This window comes from Methanosarcina sp. UBA5, assembly GCF_002505485.1.
Classification (GTDB): domain Archaea; phylum Halobacteriota; class Methanosarcinia; order Methanosarcinales; family Methanosarcinaceae; genus Methanosarcina.
The window spans coordinates 1-16,237 of record NZ_DAVG01000130.1; the positions used below are offsets into that span (position 1 = coordinate 1).

Genomic DNA, 16,237 nt, shown 5'->3' on the forward strand with positions numbered 1-16,237 from the left:
TAAACATGGGAAACAGATACCAAACAATAGATCTTGAAACCTGGAAAAGAAAAGATTATTGTCAAATATACAGGAATGCAGTGCAGCCTCAATATTGTGTGAGTTTTGAACTTGATGTAACGAATTTTAAAAAGCGCGTTAAAGAAAATAACTGGTCATTTACGATGGCATTCATATTTGCTGTTACGAAATGCGCAAATGAAATCGAGGAGTTTCGGTATCGTTTTCTTGACGGTGAAGTTGTGTTATATGAGTCCATTGATACCTCATTTACATATCTGGATAAAGAAACAGAGTTATTTAAGGTAGTAAATGTTCCCATGCAGGATACGATTGAGAAGTTTGTACAACTGGCAACCATAACGGCAGAAAATCAAAAAGAACATTTTACAGGACCTGTAGAAAACGATGTTTATCAATTCTCTGCCTTGCCGTGGATAACGTTTACGCATATTTCGCACACGGATTTGGGAAACAAAGAAAAAGCGCAACCCATATTTGATTGGGGAAAATATCAGGAAAGAGAAGGCAAATTTATGATGCCGTTTGAAGTCCAGGTTCATCATGCATTTGTTGATGGTATTCATATTGGCAAACTTGCGGATAAGCTGCAGAGATACCTAGATGAAGTGTAATTAGCACTTCACTAATTTTTACATTTCTTAAAGTTATGTGTTCAGAATTCATAGGTTTTATAACTTTATTGAGATACAAAGGTTCCTCTCTATTCTCTAAAACCAAAAAGGAAAATTTTTAAACACCAACTTGATATGATTTTACGGTGTTTGGTAGTTGGTCGACCAAGAGAAAATTCATAATCAATGTCTAAGTGATGATCCAAAAGAGCGTATACATGCGCTAGAGCAATTAGAGAATTTCTTCTCATCTATGCCAGATAAGCAACAGGCATGGGATGATTTACTTAGACTNNGATTTTTTTATTAGGTTTGGTGTTACCTCTGTTCTTGGTTCTGCGTTTTCTCAAATACCAGATAAACAACAGGCGTGGAATGATTTACATAGACTGACTAATGATGAAAACAATGTTGTTAGGTTTGGTACTGCCTCTGCTCTTGGTTCTGCGTTTTCTCAAGTACCAGACAAACAACAGGCATGGAATGATTTACATAGACTGACTAATGATGAAAACAGCTCTGTGAGATCCTCTTCAAATCATTCTCTTGGAAGAGTTTCAATATTCATGGCTTCCCAAGCAGAAACAGATGAAGATTACAAAAAAGAATTAGAGAAGGCAATTGAATTTTTTGAGAATGCAGCAAAGGAAGTGTCTCACAATAATCCTGCTCAATTTTGTCTTCCTTTTTATCGCTCGTTTCATTCAATAATTTTCAAAAAACAGGAAGCTAGAGAAGAAGTGAACAAATATCTGGAAGAAGCTAAATCTGCAATTGAAGGCTCAGAGAGCAAAAAACAGCTTTTTGAAGCTGTTCAAAACCTCGCAGAAGCATTAAAAGAAGTTCAGAATTTGGGCAATCTAGATTTGTCTGGGATGAAAGATGAGCTTAATTTCTATAGGAAATACTGTGATCATGCTGCAGAAATAATGAAATACACTGACGAAAAAGCACCATTTGCGACAGAAGTTCTGAGAACAGGGCTACCCATTTTAGATAGAAATCTAAAAGAGCTTATTGAAGAGATCAAGGAAAAAGCAGAAACTGCATGTAAGTTATCTCAAGGAACTGCTACCAAAGAAATTGCATGCACTGTTAACAAAGAAATCCAAAAATGGGAAATCGGCAGTCAGGAAGAAATGAGTTGGTATGTAAACAATCTTGTTACAGTTCTTAAATCAAAGATTCCTCATAATACTGAAAACAAAGAAATTCTTGATATGATTGAGTACATGAAGTTTGAAAAAAATATTATAAAACAGTATAGAACTCTATCTACCGTTATTGGGCTAATACCTACAGTTAACGTGGTTGCAGTAGATCTTATTATTGAAAATATTAACAAAGTAGGTCACGAATTAGGGACAAAATTAGATGATATTTCACAAGAAATGAATGAGATAAGGATTAGCTTAAGCCCTGGCATAACACAAGAAATTGAAATTTCTTCAGGAATTGAGATTTTAGGAACAGGTGCAGCGCTAATAACAACAATTCCGTTACAAGAAATTTCTTACGCTGAACTTAAAGAAGACTTGCAAAGCATAAAAGGAGAACATATTAGCAAATTGTCTGAACTTCCAACAAGATTAGCTAACAAAATTAAAGGACATTTGTTACTGAAAGATAGAGGAGGATATCGTTGAGCAGTAAACTTGAAGTGGTTAATCTCTAATGATCAGTTAACGAGGTATCTATTTAATGAGCTCATTCCAAAACCTATTTTTAATTAAATTCCAAAGATATCTTTTAAGTTTCCTCTGAGCGTGTTTCCTTCACTTATGATATTGAATTTATCAGGAGCTGTAACAGCGATTGCATACCCTGCATACGCATCTCTATTAAAAGAAGCCACAGTATTCTTTATTTCATTGCTTGTAAGACGCACAACATACCCGGATCCTGCAGAAGTAGTTATGTAGGTTCCTATTCGGATACCGTTACAGTTACCATCCAGGACATTTTCCTGAATGTCAACCTCTGTCCATCCATCCAGGCATATTCCAGCGACGGCTGAAAGTCTATCAGCAGTTTCTTTGTCTGCAAATACAGGCATCTGCCCACAGTTTGTTATGGTATTTCCTTTAATTGTAAGTCCTGTTGCTGCATCTAAAGCAGGTGCAGTATGACCAGCCGCCCAGATTCCCGGACCCTGGCACTCATCAATAACATTGTTGAGTATCTGGACATTCGATGTAGTTTCGTTTGCCCTGGAGTTTTCAACCTGAATACCCGGGCCTGTACGAGGTTTGTACTTCTTAGTGCTCTTTATTATGTTGTCGTGGAAAATTACATTTCTGGAACCTTTAGAGCGCAGACCTGAATTGATCCTTGTATAGATCTCATTTCCTGAAGCTTCTACGTCAATACACCTTTCACAATAGAAACCGTCATGCCCGACGCCATATATTTTGTTTCCAGCGAAAGTTACATCTCTTGAGTCCAGAATCCTGACACCATCACCCATTGAATTTTGAATTTTCACGTTCCGGATTGTGACTTTTGAAGCCCTGTTTCCTCCAAATAGATTATGGTAACCTTTCCCATGAAGCACATTCTGCTTATCAGCCAGCCCATCAAACGTGAACCCTTCAAAAAGATAATTTTCGCCAGAGAAACTGAAAACTGGTACCTTAGGCTTCCAGAGGCATGTCGAAGCATATGGTATTAGCTGGATGATTGCTTTTTCATCTCCGGTTATGGTCGTGCCAGGATGTAGCTGAATAGGAGTTTTGGCCGTAAATGTTGTCTTCGTTCCTGTTGTTTTGAGCTCTACTTCTTCGTATTTCCGGCCATCGCCTACTTTATCAAAACTACTCTGAAGAAATGTTCCTGGTGTTAGAGTCAGTACGTTTGTCATATGTTATGCAGGTTCCCTTGATGTTGAAAAAGAAAAGTTGAATTCTTATTAAGGTCTTTTAATTTTAAGACATTTATTATACATGATCAGTTACGATAGATCTATTTATTATATAATTTAAACTGATAATACGAAAGTTGTTAAATCTGCTTTTCGATGTATTACCTATCAATAGTTAAATTAGTAAAAAAATTAAATAAGTTAATCTGTTAAGATATACATAGAAAGTAAATATGGAAATAAGTCCAGAAATAAAAGAAATGGCATTGTATGTCACAATTGCCTTAGCTTTAGTAATGATAGCTCTATGTATAGGACCAATAATTTCAGGATTAGCAGGATATATACCAGGAGTAAAAATAACAAGTTCAGAAGCAACAAGTTATTACATACAAGCACTACTTGCCGTAGTGATTGCTTTTATTACCCTCAAAAAAAGAGAAATAAGCTAAACCAATAAGTAAAAAAGAGAAATATAACTATTATAGGACTTACGCATTTGGTGTACAAAGCTCAGTTAAACTGATATAGGTTTGAAATTTGCTTTACGTTTTATCAAAGAAAGTAACATTGAGAATAATCACTTTTCCCTCTTTCACACAAGCCGGAATAAAAAGGAATTTTCAGGCACAATTGAACTTTTACAGGACAAAATATCAAAATATTTATCCATTTAACCAGATACTTCCCTCTTATGAACAATCATAGCGAAACAAACAGTTCAGGTCATAATTCAGTTCACTATGACGTCGATAAAATTCCAGGATAGAATAAAGATCTTGAACTGGCTTTTTCTGCCTACAAAGGTCCCTACACTCCCGGAAGAGTTGCATCAAGGCATAAAACGGTCTGCGAAGTCCTTGTCCCTGGAGCTGTCGTGCAGGCTGGAGTCTCCGGTGCACTTCAGAAAATTGGGAAGCAGCCGGTTGTAGGGGATTTTGTCGTTTTGCTTGACCAGCCTGAACTGGGCTCACGCATGGTTGTGAATATTCTGCCCAGGAAGACCTGTCTCTCAAGAGGAGCAGCAGGAGATGCGGGCGGGGAGCAGGTAATTGCTACAAATCTTGATACCATTTTTATCGTGACTTCCGTTGGTAAGGATCTCAACCTTCGAAGGCTTGAGAGGTATCTTGCAATTGTGTATTCTTCAGGGGCAAACCCTGTAATTTTACTTAACAAAATCGACCTTGAAGATAACCCAACCCGGCTGGTAGAGAAAATCCGGTCCATTGCAGGTGACGTGCCGGTTATTCCATTAAGCGCCCTTTCAAAAACAGGGCTTGATGAACTTAGCCCTTACCTCAATCCGGGGGAAACAGTTGCATTAATAGGTTCTTCAGGCGTTGGAAAATCCACGCTTATCAATGCTTTTCTTGGAGAAGCCATCCAGAAAACCGGAGATATCCGGAAAGATGATAAAAAAGGAAGGCATACAACTACAGTCCGCCAGCTGTTCCTGCTTCCAAACGGAGCAGTCCTTATAGACAACCCGGGGGTAAGGGAAATTCAGCTCGGAGACTCTGCAGACGGGCTTGAAAAAGCTTTTTCCGAGATCGTTGACGCAGCCCGCAATTGCAGGTTTAAAGACTGCACTCACCGCGACGAGCCGGGCTGTGCTGTACTGAAGGCGGTTGAGGACGGGCTTATTCCTGAAGAACGACTTGCCAGCTATCACAGATTAACTGGAGAACTCATATTCCAGTCAAAAAAAGCAGAAATTGGGCTGAAACGGCTTGAAAAGGAGAAATGCAAGAAAATAGCGGTGGATATTAAAAAATATAAGAAATCTACGGGGAAAATATGAAATAAATCGTATATTTTCAGGCAGGATTTTATCAGGATTTTATCAGAAATTTATCAGTCTCTTAGCATTCGTTTTTCAGCATTCGTTTTTCGTTCTCTCCAAACAGCGCAATGCCTAAAAATAAACAACACTTTTTTAACTGCATAGTTTTCGTGGATTAAAGCATTAATCCAGATTTAGGAGGCACTTACATGGCAAGTAAAGTTTATTTTGCAGATATCAGAGCGAGAAATCCGCAGGAGAACACGATCAGCAAGATTCAGAGACTTTTTGATGAGGCAGGATTTGCTGAACTCCTTGGAGAAGGTGATCTGACTGCGATTAAGATCCATTTTGGAGAGTACGGAAACGATGGATACATAAATCCTGTTTTTGTGCGGCAGGTTGTGGAAAAGATCCGGGAAGCAGGAGCAAAGCCGTTTGTTACGGACACGAATACTCTTTACTCAGGCAGCCGGCATAATGCAGTTGACCACCTGACTACTGCGATTGAACACGGTTTTGATTATTCTGTTGTCCGGGCTCCACTAATCATATCTGACGGTTTGAGGAGCCAGAACGCTGCAGATGTGGAAATAGGGAAGAAGCATTTTAAGTCCGTAAAAATAGGGTCGGATATTGCTGCTGCCGATTCTATGATTGTGATGTCTCATTTCAAGGGGCATATAGTAGCCGGTTTTGGAGGGGCTATCAAAAACCTTGCTATGGGCTGTGCTCCTGCAGTCGGCAAGAAGGAACAGCATTTCAGGACAAGCCCGCATGTTATTCAGGATAAGTGTATAGGCTGCCAGAAATGTGTTAAAATCTGTCCTGTCGGAGCTTCGTCTCTTCTTGGAGAGGTTTCAATGATTGAGCCCACTATCTGTATAAGCTGCGGACAGTGTATGGAAGTTTGTCCTGCCGGAGCTATAACTATAGATTGGGAACATGACATTCCGGAGTTTCTGGAGAGTCTTACTGAGTATGCTTATGGGGCAGTAAAAGGAAAAGAAGGAAAAGTAGGTTACATAAATTTCCTGCTTAAAGTTACACCTGACTGCGACTGTGTGCCCTGGAGTGATGCTCCTATCGTGCCGGATATAGGGATTCTAGCTTCAAAAGACCCTGTTGCCCTTGATCAGGCAAGCTACGACCTCGTAAATAGGCAGAAAGGGCTCATCGGCTCATCCCTTCAATGCAATCATGAAGCAGGAGCCGATAAGTTCAGGGGAGCGTGGCCAATGATCGATGGGACCCACCAGCTTATGTATGGAGAAGAAATCGGGCTTGGAAGCCGTGAGTATAAACTTGTTGAGGTTTGAGCTAATATAAATACAGATTGAGGCAGATTGAGGTTTTAGTTATTTTAAAGACCGGTTGAAATTTGACCTCATTTAAAGAAATTAACTCCAAAAGAAGTTAACTCTCAACAACTTTTATATTTTATTTTATTTTATTTTATTTTATTTTATTTATTCTTTACATAAAAAGTCCTGAATACAGATTTAATTATAGTTTGAACTAAGTCCATTTTCAGGTCAATTTTTAAATCAATACACAAATCAACTAAAGTTGATTTAATCGCAAATTTATTTTTTAAAAAGATAAATATAGCAGATGTCACCACTTAATATATAGGTTAATCTTACCCAACTTTACTGGAGATGAATTAGAGTGACCATCTGGGAATATGATGTTAAAGAGATAAGATTCAGTGAGTGGTCAAAGGCAAAAGAAGATCTTAACAGCCTTGGGACTGATGGCTGGGAGCTAATCAAGTTTGCGGACGAGATCGACGAAAACGGTATGATAGCAGCTGTTTTTAAAAGGCCGGTCGATTACGTTGACGCATCCTTTTAAAGTTCTTTTTTTAATTTATTGTTTTTTTGCCCTTTTTTCTATGAAAAGCATCTTTTTAAGTGTTGGGCCTACAGATTTTTTAGGTTTTCTCAGTTTTTTTTCATTTTAACTTTGGCCTGAGTCTAAAATATACTGTCTTTTGCTATGAGTAATAAATCTTTTTTCATGAGTAGTACAATTGGTTAACAATGTTTACCGATTTTGTTATAAGGTAAAACTTTAACCATATTAAATGTTACTATATTTTAGAAAATTAGTATCCAGACCGATAAAAACCAGAGTGAGATATGGAAAATTAAGAATCAAGAAGTAACAATCAGGAGCCAGGAAATGGAAAATCGAATTGGAAACAAAATAAAACCTGACACGGAAGTTCGTACACAAAAAATAGAACCTGATACAGAAATTCGTATACAAAACAGAGAGATAAATCTGGAACTCAAAAAACAAAATAAAGAGACAGACAAAGTAGAAAGCCAGTTAAATGCTGAAATAGGAATTAAAGACGGCAATAGAACTGAGAAAGCCACTGAATTGCTGCAAAAACCTGAGATTGATTCTGACCGCTTTTTCAAATTTATCGATTCTTCTATTCAGGGTTTAAAGGAGTACAGGTTGATTGTCTCGGCTCTTGAGCTCGGAGTTTTTGAAGCGCTTAGAACTCCTTTGCCAGCAGGGGATCTGGCTGAAAAGCTTGGCTGTGACCCTGTGCTTATGCCTCATTTCTGTGAAGCTCTCCTTAGTCTCGGGTTCCTTGACAGATTTGAGGAGGGAATAGACAAGGAAGGTGAAAAGGCGCAGATTGTAAAAAGAGATGAAGCCGTCAGTCAAGACAAAGGAAAATCCGAAATCGGATCTAAGAGCCATGATAACAGAAAAAAGAATGGCGGAGCAGTATACTTTGTTTCGGAACTCAGTGCAACTTATCTCCTGGAAAGTTCTACGTTTTCTCAGCAGCATTACCTTGCTGAAAGGCTCAGAAATGTTGAACGCTGGGCTCGCCTTCCTCAGATTATGAAGCAGGGACCCGATATTGTCGAGAAAGAGCCTTTTTTCGGGGAAATTGTCCACTGTATGGCTGAAAACGCACGCTGTGGTCTGCTTCAGGAAACTGTAAAGGTTGTCATGGAAAATGTTGATTTTACAAATGTCAAAAGGCTGCTTGACATCGGGGGAGGGCACGGGCTTTATGCAATCGCTTTTTCAAAGCTGAACGAAGACCTTCAGGCTTTTGTTTTCGACCTTCCTCCTGTTACTGGAAAAACAAGATATTTCGTAGATAAGTATGGGGCTTCAAGAGTGGATATAATCCCGGGAGATTTTTTTAAAGATGAAATCGGAAGTAACTATGACCTTATATTTTCTTCCTTTAACCCCGGAGGAAAAGTGCCTTCCCTTATCCCCAAGCTTGCTGAAGCCTTAAACCCTGGAGGCATTTTCGTAACCAGGCAGATGCCTGACGAGAAAATGAAATCCAGCCCGTTTCTCAGCCTTGACTGGAACCTCTGGACTTTTGAAGGTGTGAAAAAAGGAGGATCTGGTTACAGTTTTGAAAATAGCATTCCTTTCACCGAATATATCGAGGTGCTTGGCAATTACGGGCTTGAAGTCTTTCATCAACTTGATCTGAAGGATGGATCAAGAACTGTGTTTGCGCGGAAAACAACCTGAGCTTCTAGAGAGGTTTAACTTTTATTTATTACTCATTTATTGACTCAATTCTAAACTCTAGTGATAAAAATAAGTGTAACATCACTACATAGATTCATAATTTTGTAATTATGTAATGAGGTTACGGCACAAAAATGATAACTATAAATCTTACTCTTAATAACTTTTCGGAGCTTCCTTCCCTCTTAGACTTTTTTGATAGTTTTAGCAATGATTATGAATATACCACAAGAGGAGTTTTTCGTAGAAAAACTCCTCCAGCTTGTCCTATTTGTAGTACTTGTATGGTTCATAATGGCTATAATCCATACACCAAAAAAGATCTTGGAGGAATCAGCATTGGTCGATATAAATGCTTAAATTGTGGTAGTACACACGAAGAAGATCATAGTTTTTGGGAACATCTGAAAACTTTACTTTTTGATTCATTCAATGATTTTTACCAGATCCTCAGATACCATAACGTTTCATATGATGGAATTTCTGATATAATGGATTTCATATATCCAAGATCAAAAAGCACTATTTTAAGAGCATTTAACAAAAAAATGGAACTGGAAAATATTCCAATTTCAGAAAATATACGTATAGTGCATTATGACGAACAGCATCCAAAAGAAAGACGGTGTCAGAAATACCGTTTAACCTTATTGGATGCAAAAACTCAAAGAGCAATAGCGGATGAACTTTTCGAAGATAAAAGTCCAGAAACCATCACAAAATTTCTACGGAAAAATCTCGATGCATTAGAACCTGTGTTTATTGTTACGGATTTTGATAAGAGATATCCTGATATCTTAAAAGAAGTTTTTGGGGATAAGTTAGTGCATCAATATTGTTTGATGCATTTAAACAAGCTTATAGTTAGTGATTTCCCAAAGAAATCAACTATTGAACAGGAACTATTGAAATACAGGTTATTGAATATATTTTACAATCGTGAAAATGAGATCAAATTTCTGGAAGAACTTCTATCTGAAGAACTTTACGTAATTAATAATGAAGAAAAACATTTAGAATGGAGTAATAAGGCAAAAAAGGAATTTAATAAATTTAGACATAAATTAAAGCTGGAAAGAAGACGAAAAAAGGAAAATCTTCTGTTTAATAGTCTTGAAATGGCAAAATATAACTTCAATAAATTAATGGAAAGTATAAGAACATATGACGAAGTGATTCAAAAACGATTGTGGATGATTAATAAACACTGGTTAAATCTTACTTTGTTTTATCATCTTCCTGGAGCTCCAGCGACAAATAATCCTATTGAAAGTTACTATTCAAAAAGTTTAAAAACTGATAGCAAGAAGCAGTTCAGGACTGATAAAGGAATTGAAAATCAGATTAAACTTACTCAAATGAAAAGATTAAATTTACTTAAGAAACCACAAAAGTCATTTCTGGAATTGTTCAGGGTATTTACTCTATTTAAGCTGTAGTAGATGTTTTGATAACGGAATTCAAGTTAAAAAGTAGTGGAGTGTATCGATTTTAGTTAAAAAAGTCAGAAAAAATATCAAATGAATAAACAGATTCTTTGGCATTTTTGCCAAAGAATCTGTTTTTCAAGATTATCACAGCTTTTTGAGGTAGTTAGCAGAGAAAATTGTAGGTTTAAGGAAGCAACAATAAGAGAAATCACTAGATTATGGAATTGTGTCACCAGGATATTACATATATAAAATAATTCTGGATAATAGATCTACATTTGAACAAAGAGTAACAGCAAATTATGCAGCTAATTTAGGTGGTTCAGAAAAACTGCATCTCAATATCCGTGGCGATCCGGATAATCCTATTGAACGCGTAAGTGAAATTTTCTGAGTAAATATTTCTTTCTTCTCTCTTGCCGCAGTTGAAGAAAACTTTATTCCCAACACAAAGTTCCTTTATTCAGGAGTCCGAGATAATTATTTACCCTCCCTTATCCTATTTTTTCTCATGATTTTTGACCCTATCACTGTCTGCAACCTGGAACTCCAGAACCGCTTTGTAAGGTCCGCAACTCACGAATTCATGGCTGAAGAAGACGGGACGCCCACTTCCCGGCTTGGAGACCTTTATGAAGAGCTTGCAAAAAATGAGGCCGGGCTGATAATAACCGGCTATTCCTATGTTCTTCCGGGCGGGCAGAGTAATATCTACCAGCAGGGTATCTATGATGACCGTTTTATTGAACCCTACAAGAAGATAACCGAAAGGGTGCACAGGTACAAAAGCAAAATTGTGCTCCAGATAGTTCATGGAGGGCGCCAGGCAAGCGTTTCGGACGAATACCCGATTCCTATGGCTCCTTCGGAAGTAAAAGACAGCCATTCGGCAGTTGTGCCGAGGGAAATGACCGAACAGGAAATCCTGGAAATAATCGAAGCTTTTACAAAAGCGGCTGTCAGAGCGAAAAAAGCAGGTTTTGACGGGGTGCAGCTTCATTGTGCTCACGGCTTCCTTTTAAGTAATTTCATTTCTCCCTACACGAACAGGCGGACTGACAGATGGGGAGGCTCGATAGAAAACCGGGCAAGAATAGTCACGGAAATTGTCAGGCGCATAAAAGAGGAGGCTGGAGATTCTTTTCCTGTTCTGGTTAAACTAAATTCTACAGATGGTTTCCAGCCCTGTTGTTCAAAGGCTGAACTAGGACTTGATATTTTTCAGGCAGTAGAAATTGCAAAGCTCCTGGAAAAGGCTGGAGTCTGTGCAATTGAGGTAAGTGGAGGAATCGGTGAGGCAGGTGGGGTAACTATAAGAACCGCAATCAATACTCCTGCCAAAGAAGCTTATTTCAGGGATTGTTCTAAAGCAATAAAAAGTACAGTAGCAATTCCAGTCATTCTTGTAGGCGGAATCAGGTCTCTTCCGGTTATTAATAATCTCCTTGAAAACGGGTTTGCGGACCTGATTTCAATGAGCAGGGTATTTATCAGCGAACCCGACATTGTTTTGAAATTCAAATTAGGGAAGGTTAAAAAAGCAAGATGCGTATCCTGTAATCTGTGTTTTGATCCTGAGGGCATAAGATGCAATTTCCAGTTTGAGTAAGGATTAAATCCAACTTTTGGACTGGTAAAATCCTTCACTCCTGTATTCTTTACAATTCACGCTTTACTGTCTCTATTCTACCTTTTTCACTTTCTTTCTTTTATCTGTTTTACTGTTTTTATTCTATCTATTTTGTTTTCTCTATCCATATATCTTGATTTTATAGATATTTAAATCAAAGATTAACGTATATTTTTTATAATAGATAGATACAAAAGAGATAAGCCTTCTAGGCAATCAACAAGACTCTGGTTTATATTTTTGCCGGGTCTGCTACCTTAAAACATTCGTGAGGAAAATAAATAATGTCAGAAGAGAACCGTGTCGGTAGTAAGATACGCCAGCTTAGAGAAGCCAGGGAAATGACCATTGAAGAGCTGGCTGAAGCCAGTCAGAGCAGCGAGGAGTTAATCCAGCAGCTAGAAAATGGAGCACTTGTTCCTTCCTTAACACCTCTTTTAAAAATTGCCCGGGCTTTAGGCGTCCGTCTCGGTACTTTTCTGGATGATATGCCCCAGAGCGGACCTGTAATTGTTAGGACAGGGCTGTCAGATAATGTAGTTCGTTTCTCTGGGAAGACTGAGAGACCCAGGAAGAGTGCTCTTGAGTTTTATTCCCTTGCCTCCGATAAAGCAGACCGCAACATGGAGCCTTTCATTATTGATATTCATCCGTCTCCCGAGGAAAGCCACCAGCTCTCTTCTCATGAAGGAGAAGAGTTCATTTATATCCTTTCCGGGGAAATCGAGATATTCTACGGAAAGGATGTCCACAGGTTGAACGCCGGAGACAGCATTTACTATGACTCTATTATCCCGCATGATGTTCATGCAGCAGGAAAAGAGGACGCAAAAATTCTAGCTGTAGTCTATGCTCCTCTGTAAAGCCGAAGTCAGGCAGAGGAGAGAGTGAGCACTTAATTAACTGGCTGGAAGCTTCAGATTTTCAGTAATTTAAACACAAGTACTTGAGAGTTAAGGAATCAAAAATGTTCAGTACAATTGTTAGTCCACGTTTTGGGGACATAGACGGGCTTGGACATGTGAATAACACTGTTCTCCCGGTCTGGTTTGAAATTGGAAGAAACTCAGTGTTCCGGCTTTTTTCACCGGACCTTGATCTTAGCCCTGATGTATGGCATCTGATTCTTGTCAGGACTGAGTTTGATTTTCTGCACCAGATGTATTTCAGGTCGGATGTGGAAATAAGAACTTTCATTACAAGAATAGGGAACAGTTCCTTCACTGTCGGACATGAGGCATGGCAGGAAGGCGAGCTCAAGGTAAAGGGTCAGGCAGTGCTGGTTTATTATGACTTCAAGCTCCAGAAAGCAATGCCCCTTCCTGATCCAATCCGCGAAATTCTTACAGCGCATATGCTTCCTGCGTTGAATAATGCTGAAACGGATACGGATTTCCCTTGCTCGATTTGAATTTACTGACTGCCCACAAACCGAATTTTGGAGCATAAGAGACATTTCTGTTCGCAGTCCAGCAGCTCTTAATAAATGATAACGCAAGTGAGAGGCTAATACCATGCATCTTATAGAAGAGTCCCTCGGGAAATACTTTGAAAAACAGGTGTCTGTAGACCCTGACCACGAATTTATAATTTATCCTGACCGCAATCTTCGTTTTACTTATGGGCAGTTCAATGAAAGGATCAATAACCTTGCAAAAGGGCTACTAGCTATAGGAATAAAAAAAGGAGACCATGTAGGAATCTGGGCAAAAAACGTTCCTGACTGGCTTACTTTCATGTTTTCCACGGCAAAGATAGGAGCAGTTCTTGTTACTGTGAATACTGCCTACAAGAGCCATGAGGTCGAATATGTATTAAAACAGTCCGATATGAAGGCCCTGGCTATGATTGATAGCTTCAGAGACGTTGATTATCTTGAAATAATAAATGAGCTGGTCCCTGAGCTCAAAACCTCTGAAAGAGGAAGATTGAAAAGCAAAAACTTTCCCTATCTTAAGAGTGTAATTTACGTAGGACAGGAAAAGCACCGGGGTATGTATAACACAAATGAGCTTATGCTTCTTGGTAGCCATTATCCCGATAACGAGCTCCGCGAGATTATGGATAGTGTCCACTGTGACGATGTTGTCAATATGCAGTATACATCAGGTACAACCGGATTTCCTAAAGGAGTCATGTTGACCCATAGAAATATCTTGAACAATGGGCTTTCTATCGGAGATCGCCAGAGGTTCACCTATGTAGACAAACTCTGTTTTCCTGTGCCGCTTTTCCACTGTTTCGGGATAGTGCTCGGAGTTATGGCCGTTCTGACTCACAGAGCAACGCTCGTTATGCTTGAGGTTTTTGACCCTCTATTGGTACTTGCTGCAGTCCATAAAGAAAGATGTACAGCTCTTTACGGTGTGCCTACAATGTTTATTGCCGAGTATACGCATCCCATGTTTAATATGTTTGACCTATCTTCCCTCAGGACAGGGATTATGGCAGGTTCGACATGCCCTGTGGGAGCAATGAAAAAAGTCGTAAATGATATGCACTGCTATCAGATTACCAGTGTTTATGGGCTTACGGAAGCATCTCCTGGTATGACCCAAACTGCTGTGGATGATCCTGTGGAACTCAGGGTCGAAACTGTCGGTAAGTGTTTCCCGGGCGTAGAGGTCAGGATTGTTGACCCTGACACCAATGAGCCAGTGCCCCCAAATACTGTAGGAGAGATATGCTGTCGCGGATATAATGTAATGAAAGGCTACTATAAAATGCCTGACGAAACGAAAAAAATTATCGATGAAGGCGGCTGGCTTCACAGTGGAGATCTTGGAACCTGTGACGAAAACGGTTATTACAGAATCACAGGCAGGATTAAGGATATGATTATCCGGGGAGGGGAAAATATCTATCCAAGGGAGATTGAGGAACTCCTGCTTACCATACCCGGAGTTACAGACGTCCAGGTTGTGGGTATTCCTGACAAAAAATATGGGGAAATTGTAGGTGCCTTTGTGATTATCAAAAATGGTGCAGACCTTACAGAAGCTGATATCAGGGATTATGCCTTAAGCAAGGTCGCTCGCTATAAGGTTCCAAAGCATGTATTCATTGTAGATGAATTCCCGCTGACAGCAAGCGGTAAAATTCAAAAGTACAGGCTAAGGGAATTGGCTGTGGAACTTATTAATAAGCAGGATGAAAACAGTTGATTAAAAACAGTAGCTATTGGCTTTAGTATTATCGGCCATTCAGGTCGATTTTCTTTTTTGATTGAATTTTAGTTCGTTAATTCTTTTGCTTTAATATTTTTAGGACTTACGCACTTGAGGTATAAAATCAAGCACAAAGGAGTTGGTGTTAAATAAATGATTTAGACAGTTGATTGTTTAATGCTATTGATTTCTTGTTTCAACCGCGTAAGTTCTACTTTTAAAGCCATTAAAAAATTAGATGTTAGCAAATTTTAAAGATTGATTATATTTTTGAAGGACATTTCAATTTGTTCCCATATTAAAAAGTTTGTGATAATACAAAACCTATGGGCAATTGAATATTTGACGTAATTTATTATATATACGATTTCAGCATTAGAAGGAAGTAGTTGTAAGAGAAGCGCAATAGTACACCTTTGTGCATAGCGTATGGGGAATTTTTCTGTAGGGGTTTCATCGATTGAGAGCTCATGGATCACTAAGGAGCTCTCAATCAATCACCACAACTAATTAAATGTCTGCACTGCTCTCTTGCAACTAAGAGAAGAATATGGGGGAGTATTCTTCAAGGGGGTTTCACCGATTGAGAGCTCAGGGTCATCAAAAAGGGCTCTCAATCAATTACTAACTTTTAACTTAATCTGAACATTTTACGTAAACTATTTTTGACTATAAACTATTTTGACTAAACTCTCAGCGCAATTTATTAACTTAGGTAAATCATGCAAACAGCGTAATTTTTATTAGATTTAAAGTTAAACTTTTGATTTTTCCCCAATCCTGACCTTTACAAATCTTTCAAACAATCAATAACTGTCCTATTCTATTTAAGTCCTTTGATGAGTCACTTATATGAGTTCCTATTGATTGTATGAATACTATCAAAAACTCATTTATTCCTTAATTGAACGGATTTTTGTTCAATAAATTTTCATACTCATATTCTTAAAGCAAGTCAAAAAGTTTTTGATTAATGTCAAGGTTACAAGTTATGCGTATCGCTTTATGGATTACTCTTTTCCATATTTTTCTTGTCTTAGTACACAGTGTAATGTTCCCATTTTAGAAACCAGCTCGGATATCAGGCGCTCATGTGTTTACTTACCCGGTTGGTAACTGCTGCATTCACGCCTGTATGATCTCGGACATCTCAGAGTTACTTTCTGCTTCTAGAAAACAAAGATTTAATAACTGGTTAAAT

The 16,237-nt window shown here is 38.5% G+C and carries 12 protein-coding genes; 11 read left to right on the top strand and 1 reads right to left on the bottom strand.

What is annotated here, in order from left to right:
• The coding region (locus BP621_RS16390) for a CatA-like O-acetyltransferase (protein ID WP_292391769.1) at positions 1-635 on the top strand (635 nt) is incomplete at its 5' end.
• 1,729 nt (positions 636-2,364) lie between these two features.
• Here the strand turns inward: BP621_RS16390 and BP621_RS16395 are convergent.
• Positions 2,365-3,495, bottom strand: coding sequence for a right-handed parallel beta-helix repeat-containing protein (locus BP621_RS16395; RefSeq protein WP_292391770.1), 1,131 nt, complete (start codon positions 3,493-3,495; stop codon positions 2,365-2,367).
• A 233-nt stretch (positions 3,496-3,728) separates the two neighbouring features.
• Here BP621_RS16395 and BP621_RS16400 point away from each other — a divergent pair, with 233 nt between their 5' ends.
• The 10 genes from BP621_RS16400 to BP621_RS16445 all read left to right on the top strand — a co-directional run bounded on the left by BP621_RS16400 (position 3,729) and on the right by BP621_RS16445 (position 15,033).
• On the top strand, positions 3,729-3,947 hold the full coding sequence (locus BP621_RS16400) for a hypothetical protein (RefSeq protein ID WP_292391771.1): 219 nt from the start codon (positions 3,729-3,731) through the stop codon (positions 3,945-3,947).
• Positions 3,948-4,372: 425 nt separating this feature from the next.
• Positions 4,373-5,299 carry a ribosome small subunit-dependent GTPase A gene (rsgA, locus tag BP621_RS16405; RefSeq protein WP_292391773.1) on the top strand — a complete coding sequence of 309 codons (927 nt, stop codon included), beginning with the start codon at positions 4,373-4,375 and terminating at the stop codon, positions 5,297-5,299.
• A 191-nt stretch (positions 5,300-5,490) separates the two neighbouring features.
• Positions 5,491-6,600, top strand: coding sequence for a DUF362 domain-containing protein (locus tag BP621_RS16410; protein WP_292391774.1), 1,110 nt, complete (start codon positions 5,491-5,493; stop codon positions 6,598-6,600).
• Positions 6,601-6,952: 352 nt separating this feature from the next.
• Positions 6,953-7,138, top strand: coding sequence for a hypothetical protein (locus BP621_RS16415; RefSeq protein WP_292391776.1), 186 nt, complete (start codon positions 6,953-6,955; stop codon positions 7,136-7,138).
• A gap of 330 nt (positions 7,139-7,468) precedes the next feature.
• Positions 7,469-8,809, top strand: a complete 1,341-nt coding sequence (locus BP621_RS16420; RefSeq protein WP_292391777.1) for a methyltransferase — start codon at positions 7,469-7,471, stop codon at positions 8,807-8,809.
• A gap of 134 nt (positions 8,810-8,943) precedes the next feature.
• Positions 8,944-10,248 (top strand): ISNCY family transposase, encoded by a 1,305-nt coding sequence (locus BP621_RS16425; RefSeq protein WP_292391779.1) that lies wholly within the window; start codon positions 8,944-8,946, stop codon positions 10,246-10,248.
• Between the two features lie 502 nt (positions 10,249-10,750).
• The gene (locus tag BP621_RS16430) at positions 10,751-11,848 is read left to right on the top strand and encodes an NADH:flavin oxidoreductase (RefSeq protein ID WP_292391781.1); all 1,098 of its coding nucleotides are present in this window, start codon (positions 10,751-10,753) and stop codon (positions 11,846-11,848) included.
• A gap of 305 nt (positions 11,849-12,153) precedes the next feature.
• Complete coding sequence (locus BP621_RS16435; RefSeq protein ID WP_292391784.1) at positions 12,154-12,732, top strand: helix-turn-helix domain-containing protein; 579 nt, start codon at positions 12,154-12,156, stop codon at positions 12,730-12,732.
• Positions 12,733-12,836: 104 nt separating this feature from the next.
• The gene (locus BP621_RS16440) at positions 12,837-13,280 is read left to right on the top strand and encodes an acyl-CoA thioesterase (protein WP_292391820.1); all 444 of its coding nucleotides are present in this window, start codon (positions 12,837-12,839) and stop codon (positions 13,278-13,280) included.
• A gap of 103 nt (positions 13,281-13,383) precedes the next feature.
• A complete protein-coding gene (locus BP621_RS16445; RefSeq protein ID WP_292391786.1) occupies positions 13,384-15,033 on the top strand; it encodes an AMP-binding protein in 1,650 nt (549 codons plus the stop codon).
• The last annotated feature ends 1,204 nt before the right edge of the window (positions 15,034-16,237 follow it).

Coding starts and splice junctions, on each gene's coding strand:
- BP621_RS16440 (WP_292391820.1), top strand. CDS start 12,837: ATGTTCAGTACAATTGTTAGTCCACGTTTTGGGGACATAGACGGGCTT.
- BP621_RS16430 (WP_292391781.1), top strand. CDS start 10,751: ATGATTTTTGACCCTATCACTGTCTGCAACCTGGAACTCCAGAACCGC.
- BP621_RS16445 (WP_292391786.1), top strand. CDS start 13,384: ATGCATCTTATAGAAGAGTCCCTCGGGAAATACTTTGAAAAACAGGTG.
- BP621_RS16420 (WP_292391777.1), top strand. CDS start 7,469: ATGGAAAATCGAATTGGAAACAAAATAAAACCTGACACGGAAGTTCGT.
- BP621_RS16435 (WP_292391784.1), top strand. CDS start 12,154: ATGTCAGAAGAGAACCGTGTCGGTAGTAAGATACGCCAGCTTAGAGAA.
- BP621_RS16425 (WP_292391779.1), top strand. CDS start 8,944: ATGATAACTATAAATCTTACTCTTAATAACTTTTCGGAGCTTCCTTCC.
- BP621_RS16395 (WP_292391770.1), bottom strand. CDS start 3,495: ATGACAAACGTACTGACTCTAACACCAGGAACATTTCTTCAGAGTAGT.
- BP621_RS16400 (WP_292391771.1), top strand. CDS start 3,729: ATGGAAATAAGTCCAGAAATAAAAGAAATGGCATTGTATGTCACAATT.
- BP621_RS16410 (WP_292391774.1), top strand. CDS start 5,491: ATGGCAAGTAAAGTTTATTTTGCAGATATCAGAGCGAGAAATCCGCAG.